This is a genomic window from Paraburkholderia rhynchosiae (genome assembly GCF_002879865.1).
Classification (GTDB): domain Bacteria; phylum Pseudomonadota; class Gammaproteobacteria; order Burkholderiales; family Burkholderiaceae; genus Paraburkholderia; species Paraburkholderia rhynchosiae.
Window position 1 is genome coordinate 1 of record NZ_PNXY01000031.1, and the last position, 18,266, is coordinate 18,266.

Annotated in this window: 18 protein-coding genes; 8 read left to right on the forward strand and 10 right to left on the reverse strand. The window is 61.7% G+C overall.

Annotation, left to right across the window (positions count from 1 at the left end; all coding sequences use genetic code 11):
* From C0Z16_RS37880 to C0Z16_RS29855, 10 genes are all read right to left on the reverse strand, one after another.
* On the reverse strand, positions 1-634 hold a 634-nt coding region (locus C0Z16_RS37880; protein ID WP_208638649.1), incomplete at its 3' end, for a hypothetical protein.
* Positions 635-2,414: 1,780 nt separating this feature from the next.
* Positions 2,415-3,182: an ABC transporter ATP-binding protein gene (locus tag C0Z16_RS29820; protein ID WP_102635643.1), complete on the reverse strand. Its 768-nt coding sequence runs from the start codon at positions 3,180-3,182 to the stop codon at positions 2,415-2,417.
* The gene (locus C0Z16_RS29825) at positions 3,179-4,069 is read right to left on the reverse strand and encodes an ABC transporter ATP-binding protein (protein WP_102635644.1); all 891 of its coding nucleotides are present in this window, start codon (positions 4,067-4,069) and stop codon (positions 3,179-3,181) included. Before C0Z16_RS29825 ends, C0Z16_RS29820 begins: the two co-directional genes overlap by 4 nt.
* Position 4,070: 1 nt before the next feature.
* Complete coding sequence (gene nikC, locus C0Z16_RS29830; protein WP_102635696.1) at positions 4,071-4,985, reverse strand: nickel transporter permease; 915 nt, start codon at positions 4,983-4,985, stop codon at positions 4,071-4,073.
* Between the two features lie 58 nt (positions 4,986-5,043).
* Positions 5,044-6,114 carry an ABC transporter permease gene (locus C0Z16_RS29835; protein ID WP_102635645.1) on the reverse strand — a complete coding sequence of 357 codons (1,071 nt, stop codon included), beginning with the start codon at positions 6,112-6,114 and terminating at the stop codon, positions 5,044-5,046.
* Positions 6,115-6,135: 21 nt separating this feature from the next.
* Complete coding sequence (locus tag C0Z16_RS29840; protein WP_102635646.1) at positions 6,136-7,743, reverse strand: ABC transporter substrate-binding protein; 1,608 nt, start codon at positions 7,741-7,743, stop codon at positions 6,136-6,138.
* A 58-nt stretch (positions 7,744-7,801) separates the two neighbouring features.
* Positions 7,802-8,368 (reverse strand): D-alanyl-D-alanine dipeptidase, encoded by a 567-nt coding sequence (gene ddpX / locus C0Z16_RS29845; protein ID WP_102635647.1) that lies wholly within the window; start codon positions 8,366-8,368, stop codon positions 7,802-7,804.
* Positions 8,369-8,373: 5 nt separating this feature from the next.
* Positions 8,374-9,252 (reverse strand): sap1 transcriptional regulator SapR, encoded by an 879-nt coding sequence (gene sapR, locus C0Z16_RS29850; RefSeq protein WP_102635648.1) that lies wholly within the window; start codon positions 9,250-9,252, stop codon positions 8,374-8,376.
* A 401-nt stretch (positions 9,253-9,653) separates the two neighbouring features.
* On the reverse strand, positions 9,654-9,812 hold the full coding sequence (locus C0Z16_RS37885; protein ID WP_158244536.1) for a hypothetical protein: 159 nt from the start codon (positions 9,810-9,812) through the stop codon (positions 9,654-9,656).
* Positions 9,813-9,864: 52 nt separating this feature from the next.
* Entirely contained in the window at positions 9,865-10,050 is a 186-nt protein-coding gene (locus C0Z16_RS29855; protein WP_102635649.1) for a hypothetical protein, read from the reverse strand.
* A 411-nt stretch (positions 10,051-10,461) separates the two neighbouring features.
* Between C0Z16_RS29855 and C0Z16_RS29860 the strand changes: the two genes are divergently transcribed.
* The 8 genes from C0Z16_RS29860 (at position 10,462) to C0Z16_RS29895 (ending at position 18,099) form a co-directional block, all read left to right on the forward strand.
* Positions 10,462-11,508, forward strand: a complete 1,047-nt coding sequence (locus tag C0Z16_RS29860; protein WP_102635650.1) for an LLM class flavin-dependent oxidoreductase — start codon at positions 10,462-10,464, stop codon at positions 11,506-11,508.
* A gap of 42 nt (positions 11,509-11,550) precedes the next feature.
* Positions 11,551-13,023 carry an aldehyde dehydrogenase gene (locus C0Z16_RS29865; protein ID WP_102635651.1) on the forward strand — a complete coding sequence of 491 codons (1,473 nt, stop codon included), beginning with the start codon at positions 11,551-11,553 and terminating at the stop codon, positions 13,021-13,023.
* A 16-nt stretch (positions 13,024-13,039) separates the two neighbouring features.
* Positions 13,040-13,354, forward strand: a complete 315-nt coding sequence (locus tag C0Z16_RS29870; protein WP_102635652.1) for an NIPSNAP family protein — start codon at positions 13,040-13,042, stop codon at positions 13,352-13,354.
* Between the two features lie 75 nt (positions 13,355-13,429).
* Entirely contained in the window at positions 13,430-14,491 is a 1,062-nt protein-coding gene (locus C0Z16_RS29875) for an ABC transporter substrate-binding protein (RefSeq protein ID WP_102635653.1), read from the forward strand.
* Positions 14,492-14,577: 86 nt separating this feature from the next.
* Entirely contained in the window at positions 14,578-15,411 is an 834-nt protein-coding gene (locus C0Z16_RS29880; RefSeq protein WP_244201405.1) for an ABC transporter permease, read from the forward strand.
* A 1-nt stretch (position 15,412) separates the two neighbouring features.
* Positions 15,413-16,210, forward strand: a complete 798-nt coding sequence (locus C0Z16_RS29885; protein WP_102635654.1) for an ABC transporter permease — start codon at positions 15,413-15,415, stop codon at positions 16,208-16,210.
* The gene (locus tag C0Z16_RS29890) at positions 16,207-17,289 is read left to right on the forward strand and encodes an ABC transporter ATP-binding protein (RefSeq protein ID WP_102635655.1); all 1,083 of its coding nucleotides are present in this window, start codon (positions 16,207-16,209) and stop codon (positions 17,287-17,289) included. Before C0Z16_RS29885 ends, C0Z16_RS29890 begins: the two co-directional genes overlap by 4 nt.
* 123 nt (positions 17,290-17,412) lie before the next feature.
* Complete coding sequence (locus tag C0Z16_RS29895) at positions 17,413-18,099, forward strand: GntR family transcriptional regulator (protein WP_208638650.1); 687 nt, start codon at positions 17,413-17,415, stop codon at positions 18,097-18,099.
* Positions 18,100-18,266: the final 167 nt, after the last annotated feature.

Below are 18,266 nucleotides of genomic sequence, written 5' to 3' on the forward strand. Positions count from 1 at the left end.
GCACCGCCCGCGCCCGAACTGCCTGCGCCGTGACCGCCAGCGCCTGCACCCGAACCGCCTGCACCCGCACCGCCTGCACCGGAACCGCCTGCGCCGGAACCACCTGCGCCCGAACCGCCTGCACCCGCACCGCCTGCGCCGGAACCACCTGCGCCGGAACCACCTGCGCCTGAACCACCTGCACCCGCACCGCCTGCGCCTGAACCGCCTGCACCCGCACCGCCTGCGCCCGAACCGCCTGCGCCCGAACCGCCTGCGCCCGAACTGCCCGCGCCGGAACTGCCCGCGCCCGAACCGCCTGCGCCATGACCGCCAGCGCCTGCACCCGAACCGCCTGTGCCCGAACCGCCCGCGCCGGAACCGCCTGCGCCCGAACCGCCTGCACCGGAACCGCCTGCACCCGCACCGCCTGCCCCTGAACCGCCTGCGCCCGAACTGCCAGCGCCTGCACCCGAACCGCCCGCACCGGGACCACCGGCACCCACACCGCCTGCCCCTGAACCGCCTGCGCCCGAACCGCCCGCACCCGAACTGCCCGCACCCGAACTGCCCGCGCCCGAACCGCTTCCGGCGTGACCGCCTGCAAGCTGACCTTCAGCCAGCCGCAGTGGAGCAGAATTCGGAGGAGGTGCACTGCGGTGATCGAACGAAGCGGAAGACATGGGCGGGGCAAGCTGAGTACTGCCAATTGCAGTTCCCCGGGCGGGAGGTGATGATGATTTCGCAACATGACCGGACGAAGGCGCTTGTTGCGTTGCCGATGTGGGTCCGGTGATCCCGGGAGCATGCCGCGCGATTGCTCTCACGTGCGGCGCCGGATGGCGGCGATTCTGTGTGGCGGCATGGTTTGCTTGATCGGCCCCCCGTGTACCCGACTGCGGCGCAACAAAATACGGAGCACGTCCAGCGCGGTTATCGGACTGAGCGGAAGACTCAGGCGGGGCGAGCTCAGCACTGGCAACCGCGGTTCCGCGAGCGGGAGGCGGCGATAGTAGCGCGACATGACCGGACCAGGACGTGACTTGCGTTGACGACGTGGGTCCGATGATTCCCAGCGCCTGGTCATAGTCGAACCGATCGTCATACGCGACGATACCCAAAATCCCGACTGCCAACGCACTTGCAGACGCAACCCAAAGCGCGCGGTGTCTGTCTCTCGCAGGCGGTGCGGCCTTGATGTCTGCATCGGGGCTCCCTGCACCGGAATGCGCAAATTCGGCCTGTCTGAACATCGCAACACGCTTCGGATCATTTCGTCTGATCCTTCCATTCACTGCTTTCATGTGACGTCCCCTTGCGGAGCGCTCATCGAAATGAGCCGCGGGATCCCGAAACAAGTGTGTGAAGCCGCCGGAACCCCCAGGCGAGTGACGCACCGGCCGGCGGACCGTTTCGTTTCACCGTTCTGCGTGTTCGCCCCCGGTTCCCCCACGGCAATGCGAGCGATGTTCCAGGTTTTCTATCCTGAGCCCTTGAGCTATGAAAGCGCTCGTGAGAGACACTGTCCGAACCGATGGACGAGCAGCATTCGCTGTGCCTGTCGGTCGAACGCAATCGGATGTGGGATCGTCCACGTAGTTATGGGGCATACGCTGTCGAACTACCTGCGCCAAGGAGGCGGAGTCGACTTGGGGAAAGTGAAAAAGGAGCGTCTATCTGTGAATCTCGTCAAAGCCTTGACGCGGAAATAAGGCAAATCCGGGAATGGCTTATGACTTACCAGCGCGATAGCGAATAACTTCTTTTCAATATCGACTGACTGATTTGGCGGCGCGTCGTACTCGAACAGCGGACAAGGCCCGACGTCCGAGCCGTAGCAGTATCATGGATGAGTACATCTGCAAATGTTCGTCGGCCGGCAGGCGCTATTCATGGCCGCCGCCAATATGCGGTGACGGATCCAATGGCGTGACCCAAAGGCGCCTTGCGGTCACCGCTCGCAGGGGAGACGTCATGACTACGACAATTAAATCAGCGCTGACGGTTGGCTTGCTGTCCGTGATCTGCCTGGCCGTTACGGGCAGTGCCGAGGCGGACGACCGCCTTTTGAAGCTGCTGCAGCTCCAAACCTTGAACCGCATGGCGTCAGATGCCGCGCCCACGAAAAAGAACCATTCGAGCGACGACGGCACGCGTCAGAACAATGGGGCAGACCGCCGATATTCCCAACCGCAGCCGTCCAGTCGCGGCGCTCCCGGCAGCACACCCGCGCGACAGCCATAACGACTTTGCCGGCGTTCTTGGCACGCCGGGTGCCGGTTGCCCTCGGCGTGCGTCCACGGGTAGCAAGCGTCGCGGGACCGGTGCTCTTGTCGATGCATTCATCTGAGCCATGGACGCCCATGGCGGTGAACGTCCGCCTACCGTATAGTGCCGCCCCCGTTTAACTCTGCCAGTACGGCCGCCGCCATACTTCACAACGACGTGTCCACGCCTAACGCTTCGGCAGCTTTGCGCAGATAACCGCCTGTCGCGAGCAACAGGCTGCGCGAGTACTCGTTCTCGACCTTTTGCGCGCGAACCCTTTCTATGTCGAGCTCTTCAACGATCTCTCCATTGCGCATGATCGCCACGCGTGAGCACAGAAACCCGACCACCGCGAGATTGTGACTGACGAGAATCATCGTCAGATTCCGCTCGCGATGCAGGCGCTTCAGGAGGTTAAGTATTTCGGCTTGCACGGAGACGTCGAGCGCGGACGTGGGTTCATCGAGCAGCAAGACGCGCGGCTCGACGATCAACGCACGCGCGATCGCAACCCGTTGTCGTTGTCCGCCCGAAAGTTGATGCGGATAGCGAAAGCGAAATGACGGATTAAGGCCCACTTCACGCAGCGCATTCACAATGCGTGCTTCATGTTCGCCGATCCCGTTGATACGCAGCGGTTCGCGCAGCGTCTGGTCGACGGTGAAGCGCGGATGCAGCGAACCATACGGGTCCTGAAAGACCATCTGCACATCGCGCCGGCGTGTGTCGCGATCCGATCCGGCGATATGCAGGAACCCTTCGGCAACAGGCGTGAGTCCGCTCAGCGCGCGAAGAATAGTCGACTTGCCGGAGCCCGATTCGCCTACCAGGCCGAATACCTCGCCTGCCGCGACATGAAAGCTCGCGCCGCGTACTGCATCGACGAGTCCCGCGGCCGTCCTGAAGCGCACGGTCAGTGCATCGACGCGGATCATAACGGCGCTCCTTGCTGTTCGCCCAGGTCGTTGAGCCACGCGGAGTCGCGCGAGAGCACAGGCAATTCGGCGGGCGGATCCACAAGCGGCGGATTCGCGGCAAGCAGCCCGCGGGTGTAGGGGTGTTGGGCGTTGACCAGATCGCGCGCCGCGCAGGTTTCGATGACGCGACCGGCGTACATCACCACCACGCGGTCGCAGAACGACATGACGAGCGGCAAGTCGTGACTGATGAAAATGAGGCCTGTCTGATGCTTTTCGATCAGTTCATCGAGCACGGCCAGCACTTGCATGGAGACCAGCACATCGAGCGCGCTCGTCGGTTCGTCTGCGATCAGGAGGCGGGGACCTGTCGAGACCATCATCGCGATCATCACGCGTTGCCCCATGCCGCCTGACAACTCATGCGGATATGAGCGGGCGACGCGTTCAGGGTTGCGAATATGCACGGACTCCAGCGCCGCGACGACCTTTGCCCGCATCGCACGACGGTTAAGCCTCGGCTCATGCAGCGCGAACGCTTCGCGCATCTGCTGCTCGACGGTCATGACCGGGTTGAGCGAATACTTCGGGTCCTGGAGGACCATCCCCATCTGGGAGCCGCAGAAGCGGCGGCGCCTGTCGGCCCGCATGGTCAGCATGTCATGTCCATCGAAGCGCAGCGCTTTGGCCGTGCAATGCGCGGCGGGCGGCAACAAGCCCAGCAGCGCGCGGCCCGTGAGCGATTTGCCCGAGCCCGATTCGCCGACGATGCCGAGTCGCTCGCCCTTCTTCAACGTGAGCGACAGACCGCGTACCGCTTCGTTCAGCGTGCCGTCATGCGCGCGAAAGGCGACGCGCAGATCGTCGATTTCGCACAGAGGATGGTCCGCTTCGTTCGTGCGCATGTCAGTCTCCATGACGAGGATCGAACACATCGCGCAACCCGTCACCGAGCAGGTTGAATGCGAGGCTCACGAGCAGAATCGCGAAGCCCGGCAGCGTGGCCACCCACCATGAATCGAGCAGCACGTTGCGGCCGGAAGCGACCATGAAGCCCCATTCGGGACTCGGCGGTTGCGCACCGAGTCCAAGAAAGCCGAGACCCGCGACGGTCAGAATGATGCCCGCCATGTCGAGCGTGGCTCGCACGATCACGGACGACATGCATAGCGGCATCACATAGCGCAGCAGGATGCGCAGGTTCGACGCGCCTTGCAGACGTGCAACCTGAATGAAATCGGCCTGCACGAGCCTCAACGTTTCGGCGCGCGCGAGACGTGCATACGCCGGCCAAGCCGTGATGGAGATGGCGATTACGGCATTGATCACACCCGGTCCCAGGGCGGCCGCGAAGGCGAGCGCGAGCACGATTTTCGGAAACGCTAGGGCAATATCGGTGACACGCATCAGTACGTTATCGACCCAACCGCCGAAGAAGCCCGCTGTCGTGCCTATCATGAGGCCGATTGGCACCACCACGACGACCACGAGTATCGCTATCGACAAAGTGAGGCGCGAGCCATAGATGATGCGCGAGAGAATATCGCGCCCAAGCTGGTCGGTGCCGAGCCAGTGCGATGCCGAGCCCGGCGGCAGCAGCCGGTCCGACAGCACCTGGCGCAAGGGATCATGCGGCGCGATCCACGGTCCGATGAACGCGACGATCACGAGCACCATCAGGATCGCAAAACCGAATACCGAGAGCGGATTGCCCGCGAAACGCCGCCAGCGCCGATAGGCGAGGCCCAACGCGGCCTGTTTGCGCGACGCCGGCGTGTCGGTAAGCAGCCATTGCTTCCACGTGAGGCGCGCGGCTTTCATCGGCCAGTCCTGCGTCGAATGTTCAAGAGGTTGGCGCACGTGGAAAGTCTCCGTTGCATCAGCGGGCGCGCGGATCGAACACGCGATAGAGCGCGTCGGTGAGCAGATTCAACGCGATGAAAGTGGCGCCTATCACAAGCGTGCTGCCAAGCACGGCGTTCATGTCCGCATTGAGCAGCGCACCCGTCAGATACGATCCGATGCCCGGCCACGCGAATACGATCTCAGTCAGCACCGAACCTTCCAGCAGGAAGCTATACGAAAGCGCGATGACCGTAAGCAACGGCACCGCGATGTTGCCGAAGGCGTGTACCCACACGACGCGCCGCTCGGGCACGCCCTTCGCGCGCGCCGTTGTGATGTACTCCTGGTTTAACTGGTCGAGCATGAACGAGCGCGTCATTCGGCTCAGATACGCAACGGAGTAATAGCCGAGTATCGCGGCAGGCAACGCGACGTGCGAGATGGCATTGAAGAACACATCCCATTCGCCGGCCATCAGCGAATCGACGAGCAGGCTGCCCGTGCGCGGTTCCACCATGCCGTCGAACACGGGGTCCAACCTTCCGGGACCTGAAACCCAATGCAGCTTCGCATAGAACAGCAATAGTCCCATCAGGCCGAGCCAGAACACAGGCACGGAACTGCCGACCAGGCCCACGAAGCGCGCAACGTGGTCGATCCAGCGGTTATGACGCGTCGCGGCCACCACTCCGAGCGGCACGCCGACCAATACGCCGGCGATGGTCGCGAGGGTGGCGAGTTCAAGCGTCGCGGGAAACACACGCCGGATATCGTCGAGTACCGGATTGGCTGTCAGCAGCGACATCCCCAGATTGCCGTGCAAAACCGCATTCACGTAGATCAGGAATTGGTCGGCAAGCGGCTTGTCGAGACCGAGCTGGATGCGCGCCGCCGCATAGGCGCTGGCCGACGCGCGATCGCCAAGTATCGCGAGCACGGGGTCGATCGGCACCTTGCGGCCGATCACGAACGTTACTGCAAGGAGGCCCGTGAATGTGACGGCGAGCGTCAGTGCCCAGCGCAGCACACGCAGCGTCCAGCGCACGCTTGCGCGGCGCGCGGATGCAGCGCGAATGCGGTCGATCGGAGTCAACGTTGTCGACATGATTCGGACGCCGTCGGGCGATTACTGCTTTTTCACATGCAGGTACGAAACCAGGTCGTTGATCGGCCCGACTTCAAGGCCGGATACGCCTGGCCGCATCGCTACCTGCGATACCTGCTGGAACATGATGACGAACGGCGAGCGCGCGAGCATGTCCTTCTGCATCGCCTGGTAAAGCTGTGCGCGCTTTGCGGTGGACGACTCGGCCAGTGCGGCGTTGGTCTCTTTCGTCAGATCGGGAATGTCCCACGAATTACGCCATGCAAGCATCTTGTACGAGGACTTGTCGGAGTTGTCCGGATTCCACGCGAAGCCCTGCGCATTGCTGTGCGGATCGATATAGTCGGCAGACCATTCGCCAATGTAGATGTCATGCTGGCGCGCACGATACTTCGCGAGCGTCTGCTTGTTATCGCCGGGAATTATCTCGACCTTGATTCCACCTTGAGCCAGATTGGCTTGTACCGCCTGTGCAATGTCGTTGTACGGGTAGGCGCTACGGACGTCCATCGTTACATTGAAGCCGTTCGGCAAGCCTGCTTTGGCGAGCAGCGCCTTTGCCTTCGCGACGTCCTGATGATACGGGTTGCTGTTGAGTGCGCCGAGAAAGCCTTCCGGCAGAAACGTCTGGTGAACCTTGTAAGTCGTCTTCACGACGTTCGTCTGTATGCCGTTGTAATCGATCAGCCACTTCATCGCTTCCTGCACTTCGGGCTTCGCGAGATTCGGGTTCTTCACGTTCAGACCGAGATACAGCAATGTGGCTTGCGGCACGGCCATTACGTGCGCTTTGTTCGACTTCGTCAACGCAGCGAGATCGTCGGGGCTCAGATTGCGCGCTACATCCGCGTCGCCATTTTCGAGCAGCAGCCGCTGGCTCGACGCTTCGGGAACGTGACGAAGCACAATGCGCTTCATCGCGAGCGGCATGCGGTAATCGTCGTATCTCTGCAGAATGATGCTGTCGTTCGCCGTCCATTTGACCAGCTTGTACGCGCCCGACCCCGCCTCGTTCGTGCGCAGCCATTCGTTGCCGAAGTCATTACCTTTCTGATGCGACATCAGCAGTTTTTTGTCGAGCACGGATGCAGGCCACGCGCCCAGAACATTCAGCACGAAGGTGGGCGCGTATTTCTGATCGGTTGTGATGCTGACCGTTGAATCGTCGATCTTTTTGACTTTCTGTAGCGCGTTCTCTTTGGTGAGCCCGATGCCTTGCAGCACGGCGGCCGCGCCCTTGTCCAGAAGCACGCAGCGCTGGATCGACCATGCGACGTCATCGGCCGTCAGCGCATTGCCGGAGTGAAACTTGAGACCGGAGCGGACCTTGAAGGTGAACGTGAGTCCGTCGGGGCTCACGCTCCAGGATTGCGCGGCGTCGCCGTTGAATTTCGACGGGTCTTTCAGGTCGACGCGCACGAGCCGGTCATAAGTGTTCGCGACGTACTCTTCCGGCACCAGTTCGTAGACTTCGCCGGGATCGAGCGTCGAGAACTCGTCGAGCGTCGTGGCGATGACAAGCATGTCTTTGGGCGTCGCCGCGAGCGCGTTGCCTGTCATCGTGATGGAAAATGTCAGCGCGGATGCGACCGCGACTGCTGCTAGCGCATTGCGCAAAACCAGATTCATACTCGCTCCGCATGTAAAGGAAGAGAACCTGCAAACGCACAGCCAGGAACCTATCAAGTCACATCAATTTCAACGGACCACTTTCGCTGTTGTCGATCACAGGCAGCGCGCGCGAGCCAGGCAGTTCGTAGTGCCACCATTCGCTCGCAATGTGCGTAAAGCCGGCCGCGTGCATGATGCCGAGCAACAGCAGGCGATTGCGCTGCACATGTTGCGGCAGGCCGTGGTGGAAGTGCTCGGAAGCGTTCACCATCTCGTCAAAACCGGTGCCCATGTCTAGCGGTTCACCGTCGCCGTCTATCAGCGTCAGGTCGACGGCCGTGCCCCGGCTATGGTTCGAGCCGCGGCCCAGTTCGGCTATATAAGTCGGGTCGGGCAGAAAGTCCCACAGCACCTTTTGTGCTTGTGGCGGACGGTAGGCGTCGAAAATGCGCAACGTCATGCCGATACTGTCCGCGAGTTCGACGGCTTTGCGCAAGGCAGCTTCGGCTGGCTGGAGCAGCAGGCAATGCGCTTCGCGGTAGATCGCCTTGCCTGTGAAGTTGTGCGGCGTCGCATACACGAGGTCGATATCCACGCGATGTGTGTCGCGAGTAATGTGTATGAGGTGAGGGGTATCGGTCATAGCGGTCAGAATTCGAATTGATCGAGTTCACGCTGCAGTTCGCGGTTGCGTGCAACGCGCTCGTCGATGGCCGGGCCGAGGCGCTCGACGATCGAGGTCAGCAACAGATTGAACAGACACGTGAGCGGCGCAAGTGAGTCCCAGAACTGGCCGACGTCCGTCTTCGCTTGCAACAGATCACAGTTGAAGTCGCGCGCCCAAGGGCAATAGAGATCGGTGACGAGAGCGAACGCAATATTGCGCTGCGCCGCTGCTTCGCAATAACGGCGTGCGATACGCGAATAGGCGCGCGTGTCCGTCACGATCAGATAGGGCGAAGCAAATTCGGAGTTCAGTGAATCCACATACGAGCCCGACATGCCGTCGGAATAGAACACGCGTGGCCGCAGATATTCGAGGTAGCTGAAGAACGCATTGGAGATGCCGCGTGTCGATTGAATGCCGACTATATAAACGGCCTCTGCATTCGCAATGCGTTCCGCGACCCGTGCAAATGCTTCGCTCTCCGCGAGCTGATAGACATAGCGCACAGCATCGACTTCCAGATCCATAGACCGTGCGAGTGCCGCGCCTTGGCGGCTCATGTCTTGCGAGTCTTGCAGATGGCGCTCGCTGCGATACGCTTCGAGGCGGTCAGTAATGAACCAGGGACGCGTTTGCGCACCGCGTAGTTCGCGCTTCAGATCATCCAGATTGCGATAGCCGACGCTGCGCAGAAAGCGTCCAACGGAAATGCCGCTCGTTCCTGTTTGCTGCGCGATCTGATCGGCCGTTTCAAGACCGAGCCGATCGAGATTCGCCAGCATGTAACTGGCAATGCGCTTGGCCGTCGGCGTGAGCGTCGTAAAGCTCTCTTTGACCGTGTGGGCGAACGCAGTTGGCATCGAATCTTGTTCGTTAGTTATCTGTCATGGAAGCGTGCTCTGGTAGCTATATGACAAGGACAATAAAGTGGGCGCTACCTTAATTTTTCAATCGGAGAGTGCGGGTTGATAGTCGTCGGTTGGCTCTTCTCGTCGCGAGCCGCGAAAGTCGACGCGTGGCCATGGGCAGTCACGCAGCATGCGGACACCGGCATGCCCTGATTCGATAAGAAGTTTGCGCACGTCAAGCAAGGTGGTCGTGCTTAACCCGGCGAAAACCGTTAGTTAGGTTGCCGAAGTGGTGCTATTCGCGGAGGCGGAAATGGCATGTTGGGCGCGGTGCGGAAAATGCCGCCGGTCCACCACGTGGCGGAGGGCACTCATGTTTTTCTGTGGCCGCAGTCGAAGCACGACGCAAGCAGTCAATGCCCGTTCCGGGGCCGATTCCACCAATGCCTGCGTGCCCCGGCGCGACGAAGCCGTTCGCGCAGATCGGCGCGGCGTTCTTGCGTGACCATAAAAAGGACCACCAGCACGAGTATCGAGCCGGCAACTGCTAGCTGCACGAGGAGATCCATCATGACGCGTCTCCAGTACATTACACGGCGCGATTTGCGCGCCGTCTTCGCATGCTCAGGTAAATAGCGGCACGGCTTCGATCAGCGCGAAGCCGACAAGCGCCCCGACAGTGGCGCCGATAAGTCGCGGGTGCAGCCTTTGCAGTTGCAACGTATCGAGCAGGGTACCGATCAGAATGATGCCCAGCAGCGCAAAAGCGAGCAGCAGGAAGCCGATTTCGAAATCGTTGCCAATGATCATTTGATCCTCCCGTACGAAGCGCGACCGCAGCAAAGGGCTTGTTCTAACCATCGCTCATGTGGACAGTATATATCACATTGTGACGTATATAGGCGTTGCCTGGTGCATGGGATGCAGCGGTCGCCGCCGGGCTCCTCGGGTGTGTCGCGTCACGCACGCTTTCAATGCATGAAACATCCGCTTAAGAAGACCCGGCGAAACGGCACACAAAGCCAGATCAGCTCCCACCCACGCGCCGTCTCCAGGCAGCGAATATTATGGTATTCCATAATATTGAAACGCTTGATTTCGACCACCGTGTGGAATACCGTAATACCACGCGCCGCTCATCGGCGGTCGACATCGCGCGGCGGCATAGTAAAACGCCCCCGCAGCAGGACCGACTCACCGCTTTCCGCACATAGGTCGATCATGAAATTCTCGCTGTTTGTTCATATGGAACGCTACGACGGTGGCACATCCCACCGTCAACTGTTCGACGAGCTGACCGAACTCGTCCAGCTCGCCGAGAACGGCGGTTTCGAAACCGCCTGGATCGGCGAGCATCATGCGATGGAATTCACGATCGCACCGAACCCGTTCGTCAACCTGTCCTATCTGGCGGCACGCACCGAGCGTATCCGCCTCGGCACCGGCACCGTCATCGCGCCGTTCTGGCATCCGATCCGGCTGGCGGGCGAAGCCGGCATGGTCGATGTCGCCAGCAACGGGCGGCTTGATCTGGGCATCGCACGCGGCGCCTATTCGTTCGAATACGAGCGCCTGCTGCCGGGACTCGACGCCTTCGGCGCGGGCGCCCGCATGCGCGAACTCGTGCCGGCGCTTCGCGAACTGTTCAAGGGTGACTACGCGCATCAGGGCGAGTTCTGGTCGTGGCCATCCACGACGCCGGTTCCGCGTCCCGTCCAACAACCGCATCCGCCGATGTGGCTCGCCGCGCGCGATCCGAACTCTCACGAATTCGCGGTGCGCAACGGCTGCAACGTCCAGGTAACGTCGCTCGCCGCAGGAGACTCTGAAGTCGTCAGCCTGATGGAGCGCTTCAACGCCGCGTGCAAGGCGAATCCGGATATTCCGCGTCCGCAGATCATGATGCTGATGCACACCTTTGTCGGTGCGGATGCCGCTGAGGTCGACACCGCGGTCCAGGACCTGTCGCGTTTCTATTGCTACTTCAGCAAGTGGTTCAAGAACGAGCGTCCGGTGAAGCAGGGTTTCATCGAGCCGCTGACGGATGCCGACATTGCTTCGTTCCCGCAATACGCACCCGAGCAGATTCGCAAGAACCTCGTGATCGGGGAACCGGGCGCGGTGATCGACCGCCTGCGTCAGTATGAAGAACTCGGCTTCGACCAGTACAGCTTCTGGCTCGACAGCAATATGAGCTATGAGCGCAAGCGCCGTTCGCTCGAACTGTTCATTTCGAACGTGATGCCCGCTTTCGCCGAGCGCGCCTGAGCCGCCATTGAACCGACGTTCTGCACGCCAGGAGCAGAAGCAATGTTGAAGTCGTTCCAGCTTTACATCGACGGTGAGTTCTGCAACGCGGAGAACACCTTCGACAGCGTCAACCCCGCGACCGGCAAGGCCTGGGCGACGATGCCCGCAGCGGGCGCCGGCGACGTCGATCGCGCGGTCAAGGCCGCCGACCGCGCGTTGTTCGCGCCGCAATGGGCGGATCTCACCGCGAGCCAGCGCGGCAAGTTGCTCTACAGGCTCGCCGAGCTCGTCGCCGCCAACGCGCAGGAACTCGCGGAACTCGAAACGGCGGACACGGGAAAGATCATTCGCGAGACGCGTGCGCAGATCGGCTACGTTGCCGAGTACTACCGTTATTACGCGGGCGTCGCGGACAAGATTCAGGGCGCGTGCCTGTCCGTCGACAAGCCCGACATGGATGTGTTTCTGCGACGCGAGCCGGTTGGCGTCGTGGCGGGCGTCGTGCCGTGGAATTCACAACTGTTTCTGTCGGCGGTGAAGGTTGGGCCGGCGCTCGCGGCGGGCTGCACGATCGTGCTGAAGGCATCGGAAGAGGGTCCTGCGCCGCTGCTCGCTTTCGCCAGGCTCGTGCATGAAGCGGGTTTTCCGGCGGGGGTCGTCAATATCGTCACGGGTTTTGGCGCGGACTGCGGGCGCGCGCTGACGAGCCATCCGCTGGTGTCGAAGATCGCCTTCACAGGCGGGCCCGAAACCGCGCGCCACATCGTGCGCAACTCGGCGGAGAACCTCGCGGCGACGTCACTAGAACTCGGCGGCAAATCGCCGGTGCTGGTTTTTGACGACGCCAATGTGGACAGCGTCAGCAATGCGGTGATCGCCGGCATTTTCGCGGCCACGGGGCAGAGTTGCGTCGCGGGTTCGCGGCTGCTGGTGCAGCGCGGCATCCGCGACCGGCTGCTCGCGCGGCTCATCGAAAAGGCGGAAGCGATCAACATCGGCGATCCGCAAGACGTCGCGACCGAAATGGGTCCACTCGCCACAAGCCGGCAGCGCGATCACATCGAAGCGGTACTTGCCGCGAGTCTCAAGGCGGGCGCCACGTTGCTGACGGGCGGCGGCCGTCCAGAAGGGCACGGCGAAGGCTTCTTTTTCGAACCGACTATCGTCGATTGTCCCGCGTCGACGGTGCCGAGCGTCGCGCAGGAGTTGTTCGGTCCGGTGCTCAGCGTGATGACATTCGATTCGGAAGCCGAAGCAATTGCGCTCGCCAACGACACGAAATACGGCCTTGCATCAGGCGTATTCACGCGCGACCTGACGCGCGCGCATCGGCTCACGCGGCGTCTGCGGGCCGGCATTGTATGGGTCAACACGTATCGCGCCGTGTCGCCTATCGTGCCGTTCGGCGGCTACGGATTGAGCGGCCTCGGTCGCGAAGGCGGACTCGACGCCGTGCTCGATTACACCCGCACGAAGTCGGTCTGGATCCGCACGTCGGACGAACCGATTGCCGATCCGTTCGTCATGCGTTGATCGTTAAAGAGGTCACATGTACTACGAAATCCGCACCTACCAGATAAGAACGGGCGCTGTGCCCGCCTATCTGAAGCTGGTCGAAGAAGAAGGCATCGAGCTGCAGAAGCGCTATCTGGGCGAGCTGGTCGGCTACTTCTTCTCGGAGATCGGGCCGCTGAATCAGATCGTCCACATGTGGGCGTATCCGAGTCTCGACGAACGCGAATCGCGCCGTCAGCGTCTCGCGCAAGACCCGCAATGGCAGGCGTTTATACCTAAGATTCAGGCGCTGATGGAAACCATGGAAAGCAAGATCATGAAACCCGCTGCGTTTTCGCCGTTGAAGTAAGTATCGCTGACATCCGAAATACACCTATACAAGACCTCTCAAAGCAAGTCGTATCCTTTCCAAGGAGCAGTCGTCATGAAGCAAGCGCTACGTTTGCCCGCTCGGGCTCGGGCAGTGGCCATCGCGGTGGTCACCACGGTCGCGGCCGCGTCCGCGGTGTTGATCCATACGCCGGCGTCGGCGGCAGCCGCGCCTATCGTATTTGCCAGTTGGGGCGGCACGACGCAGTCCGCGCAGCAAAAAGACTGGGCGCAGCCGTTCACGCAGACGTCGGGCATTCAGGTGCTGATGGACGGCCCGACCGATTACGGCAAGCTGAAGGCGATGGTCGAAAGCGGCAACGTGCAGTGGGACGTAGTCGATGTCGAAGGGGATTTCGCCTATGCGGCACTGCGCGACGGTCTGGTCGAGCCGATCGATTACACGGTCGTGAACAAGGCGGACCTCGACCCGCGCTTCTCGTCGCCGGGTGCGGTCGGCAGCTTCTATTACTCGTTCGTGCTCGGCTACAACAAGGCGTCGTACAAGAACGGCGCTCCGGCGAACTACGCCGATCTGTTCGACACCAAGCGTTTTCCGGGCAAGCGCACGTTCTATAAATGGTCCGCGCCAGGCGTGCTGGAAGTCGCGCTGCTCGCCGACGGCGTAGCGCCGAACAAGCTCTATCCGCTCGATCTCGATCGCGCGTTCAAGAAGCTCGACACCATCAAGAGCGAGATTGTCTGGTGGAGCGGCGGCGCCCAATCGCAGCAGTTGATGGCGTCGGGCGAAGCACCTATCGGCGTGTTCTGGAACGGCCGCTTGCATGCATTGCAGCAGACCGGCGTGGACGTCGGCGTGTCGTGGAATCAGAACCTCACCGCCGCCGACATGCTGGTCGTGCCGAAGGGCTCGAAGCACAAGGCCGAAGCGATGAAGTTCCTCGCGGCCGCGACCGGGCCGCAAGCCCAGGCGAATTTCGCCGCCGAAACCGGCTATGCGCCAGTCAACCTCAAGTCCGCCGCGCTGCTGCCGCCGAACGTCGCGAAGACCCAGCCGGATCAGTACAAGGCCACGCAGATCAATCTGGATATGAAGTACTGGGCCGATCATCGCGACGAAATCGCGAAGCGCTGGTACGCATGGCAGTCGAAGTAACGTGGCAGCCGGACCAAGCCGGCGAAGGAGTCATCATGTCGAATGCAGTCAGTACCATCACGGAGCCGCCGGTCGTGGCGCCGAAGATGGCCGCGGCTTTCCGCAAAGGACGCCTGATCGCGCCGGCGCTGTTGCTGCTGGTCGTGTTCTTCGTGTTGCCGGTCTTGTCGCTGCTGTTGCGCAGCGTTCTCGAACCCACGCCGGGCATTCAGAACTATGCGCAGTTATTCGGGTCGAGCACCTATCTGCGGGTGTTCGGCAATACGTTCTTCGTCGCGGGCGTGGTAACGGCGGTGACGGTCGTGATCGGTTTTCCGACCGCGTGGCTGCTCGCTATCGCGCCGCGCTGGATCAGCAAACTGGTATTCGCGATCCTGATCCTGTCGATGTGGACCAACCTGCTCGCACGCACATTCGCATGGATGGTGCTGCTGCAACAGACGGGGCCGATCAATCGTCTGCTGATGTGGCTGGGCGTGATCCATGAACCGCTGACGCTGGTGAACAACCTGACCGGCGTGACCATCGGCATGACCTACATCATGTTGCCGTTTCTCGTGATGCCGTTGCACGCCACGTTGCGTGCAATCGATCCGACCACGCTGCGCGCGGCCGCGATCTGCGGCGCGAGCCGCTGGCAGGCATTCTGGCGCGTGCTGGTGCCGCTCGCCATGCCCGGCATCGCAAGCGGCGCATTGATGGTGTTCGTGATGGCGCTGGGTTACTTCGTCACGCCGGCATTGCTCGGCGGCCCGAACTACATGATGCTCGCGGAACTCATCGCTCAACTCGTCCAGCAATTGCTGAACTGGGGACTTGCCGGCGCCGCCGCATTCGTGCTGCTGCTCGTCACGCTCTCGCTTTACGCGGTGCAGCTGCGCTTCTCGGGCCGCGCCGCTACCGCTACAGGAGCTCACTGACATGCTGCTCGACTTCGATCGTCTTGGCCCATTGCGCTGGCTGCTGGTTGGCGTCGGCGGCGCGGTGTCGCTGTTCCTGCTGCTGCCGGTGCTGTTCATCGTCGCGTTGTCGTTCGGCAATTCGCAATGGCTGATGTTTCCGCCGCCTGGCTGGACCTTGCAGTGGTATCGCATGCTGTTCTCCGACCCGGGCTGGTTCGACTCGCTGATGACGAGCATCGAGCTCGGCATCGTCGTGATGGTGTTGTCCGTTGTTCTCGGGCTGTTCGCTTCGCTTGCGCTCACACGCGGCAACTTTCGCGGACGCGCGTTGCTCAAGGCGTTCTTTCTCACGCCAATGGTGCTGCCCGTCGTCGTGCTGGCCGTCGCGTTGTATGGCTTCTTCCTGCGTATCGGTTTGACGGGCACGCTGGTCGGCTTCGTAATCGGGCATCTGATCATCGCGCTGCCGTTTTCCATCATCGCGATCTCGAATTCGCTCGAGAGCTTCGACACGTCGCTCGAAGACGCCGCGCTGATCTGCGGTGCGGGTCCGTTCGAAGTGAAATGGCGCGTCACGTTGCCGGGCATCCGTCTCGGCCTGTTCGCGGCGGCGATCTTTTCGTTCCTCGCTTCGTGGGACGAGGTGGTCGTGTCGATCTTCATGGCCAGCCCGACCTTGCAGACGCTGCCCGTGCGCGTATGGAGCACGTTGCGGCAAGACCTGACGCCGGTAATTGCCGCGGCATCGTCGCTGCTGGTTGGGCTGACCGTTGTCCTGATGTTGCTCGGCCTTGTACTCAAGAGAGGTAAATCGTGAGCTCCCCGTTTCTGCAGATTCAGCGTCTTCGCAAGACCTACGATCAGGTCGTCGCCATCGATCAGGTGTCGCTCGACATCAGGAAGGGCGAGTTCATGACGTTCCTGGGCCCGTCAGGCTCGGGCAAGAGCACGACGCTTTATATCGTCGCCGGTTTTCAGTCGCCTACCGAAGGCCGCGTGCTGCTCGACGGCAAGTCGTTGCTGTCGGTCGCGCCTAACCGGCGCAACATCGGCATGGTGTTCCAGCGCTACACGCTGTTTCCGCATCTGACGGTCGGCGAAAACGTTGCCTTCCCGTTGCGCGTTCGGCGCTGGTCCGACGCCAAGGTGCGGGCCAAGGTCGATGAAATGCTCAAGCTGGTGCATCTCGGCGATTGCCGCGACCGCATGCCGGAGCAGTTGTCGGGCGGGATGCAGCAGCGTGTCGCGATTGCGCGCGCGCTCGCCTACGATCCGCCGGTCCTGCTAATGGACGAGCCGCTGTCCGCGCTCGACAAGAAGCTGCGCGAGGAACTGCAAACGGAATTGCGCCGTATTCATCAACAAACCGGCGTGACGATTCTGTATGTGACGCACGATCAGGAAGAGGCGCTGCGCCTGTCCGATCGCATCGCGGTGTTCAACAAGGGCCGCATCGAGCAGGTCGGCACCGGCGAGGATCTGTATCGCAAGCCGGCGTCGCGCTTCGTCGCGAGCTTTATCGGCAATTCGAATTTCCTGCCCGTCACGCTGACGGGAGGCGGGGCCGATTCGCACGCGGTGTTTCCGAACGGCAAGCCCGTGCCGATTGCCGGCTACGATCACGCGCTCAATAGCGGCGATGGCGGTGCGCTGATGCTGCGGCCCGAACAGATCCGCATTCGCGCCCAGGCGCCGCAGAGCGCGCACGACGGCCTGTCTGTCGTCGTGCGCGACATCACGTATCTGGGCGACACGATGCACTACTCGGTGGCGACGCCGTGGCAGCAGGAAATCGCGGTGCGCAGTGCAGCGGGCGCGCACGAAGCGGCGCTCGCGATCGGCGCACAGGCGTGGCTCGACTGGGATCGCGGGCACGCGCAGGTGTTTCCCGCATGAGGTGCGTGATATGTATGGGTTGACTTGCATGAGGCGGCGCGTGGCGGTCGACCGCCCGTGCCTATGCGATACTATGGGATTCCAAAAACCAGTCTGCCCAGTTCCTTACTTGGGGACCTCGCCATGATCGAACAGATGCGCGTTGACCGTAGTGCACCGACGTTGCGCGAACTCACGCTGGAGAAGTTGCGCGACGCCATATCGCAGGGCTTTTATCGTCCCGGCGACCGGTTGATCGAACGCACGTTGTGCGATCAGCTCGGTGTGAGCCGCACGGTAGTTCGCGAAGTGCTGCGTCATCTGGAGACCGAAGGGCTCGTCGAAACAGTTGCGCATTCCGGACCGATCGTCGCGCGCCTCGACCCCGAACAGGTGCAGGAAATCTATGAGATCCGCGCGCTGCTCGAATCGGAAGCGGCCCGCGCGTGCGCACAACTCGCCACGCCCGCACTCATGAAGCAGTTGCGCGAGATCCGCAAGGAAATCGAAGACGCGTTCGATGAATCCGACTTTCGCCGCGTGCTCGCCTATACGGAGCGCTTTTACGAAGCGATGTTCGCGGGCGGCCATAAGCTGATGATGCATCAGGTGGTGAAATCGCTGAACGGGCGCATCAATCAGCTTCGCTCCGTGACGATCTCCTCGCCAGGACGCGGCGCCGAGTCGAATCGCGAGATGAACCGGCTGCTAAGCGCAATCGCGAAGAAAGACGGCGATGCCGCCGCGGCTGCGTCGCTCGAGCACGTGCGCCGTGCGGCCAGCATTGCGATGGCCGCGCTCGCTGAGCAGGAGTCGGATCAGAGCGCGTGACTGGCTGGGCGTTACTTATGGGCGTTACTTAGGCTCCATTAGAAACCGTCGCGTGCGACGGTTTTTTTTCGTCCGATGGAGTGTCGTAAACCCGCCATTCGGCCCAAAGCACTTGCATACGCTAATATGGAATACCATAATATTCCAACGCGTCACGCATTCGGCGG

Coding starts and splice junctions, on each gene's coding strand:
- C0Z16_RS29825 (WP_102635644.1), bottom strand. CDS start 4,069: ATGCGCACGAACGAAGCGGACCATCCTCTGTGCGAAATCGACGATCTG.
- C0Z16_RS29855 (WP_102635649.1), bottom strand. CDS start 10,050: ATGATCATTGGCAACGATTTCGAAATCGGCTTCCTGCTGCTCGCTTTT.
- C0Z16_RS29865 (WP_102635651.1), top strand. CDS start 11,551: ATGTTGAAGTCGTTCCAGCTTTACATCGACGGTGAGTTCTGCAACGCG.
- C0Z16_RS29895 (WP_208638650.1), top strand. CDS start 17,413: ATGATCGAACAGATGCGCGTTGACCGTAGTGCACCGACGTTGCGCGAA.
- C0Z16_RS29880 (WP_244201405.1), top strand. CDS start 14,578: ATGGCCGCGGCTTTCCGCAAAGGACGCCTGATCGCGCCGGCGCTGTTG.
- ddpX (WP_102635647.1), bottom strand. CDS start 8,368: ATGACCGATACCCCTCACCTCATACACATTACTCGCGACACACATCGC.
- C0Z16_RS29875 (WP_102635653.1), top strand. CDS start 13,430: ATGAAGCAAGCGCTACGTTTGCCCGCTCGGGCTCGGGCAGTGGCCATC.
- C0Z16_RS29860 (WP_102635650.1), top strand. CDS start 10,462: ATGAAATTCTCGCTGTTTGTTCATATGGAACGCTACGACGGTGGCACA.
- C0Z16_RS29840 (WP_102635646.1), bottom strand. CDS start 7,743: ATGAATCTGGTTTTGCGCAATGCGCTAGCAGCAGTCGCGGTCGCATCC.
- C0Z16_RS29885 (WP_102635654.1), top strand. CDS start 15,413: ATGCTGCTCGACTTCGATCGTCTTGGCCCATTGCGCTGGCTGCTGGTT.
- C0Z16_RS37885 (WP_158244536.1), bottom strand. CDS start 9,812: ATGATGGATCTCCTCGTGCAGCTAGCAGTTGCCGGCTCGATACTCGTG.
- nikC (WP_102635696.1), bottom strand. CDS start 4,985: ATGAAAGCCGCGCGCCTCACGTGGAAGCAATGGCTGCTTACCGACACG.
- C0Z16_RS29870 (WP_102635652.1), top strand. CDS start 13,040: ATGTACTACGAAATCCGCACCTACCAGATAAGAACGGGCGCTGTGCCC.
- C0Z16_RS29835 (WP_102635645.1), bottom strand. CDS start 6,114: ATGTCGACAACGTTGACTCCGATCGACCGCATTCGCGCTGCATCCGCG.
- sapR (WP_102635648.1), bottom strand. CDS start 9,252: ATGCCAACTGCGTTCGCCCACACGGTCAAAGAGAGCTTTACGACGCTC.
- C0Z16_RS29820 (WP_102635643.1), bottom strand. CDS start 3,182: ATGATCCGCGTCGATGCACTGACCGTGCGCTTCAGGACGGCCGCGGGA.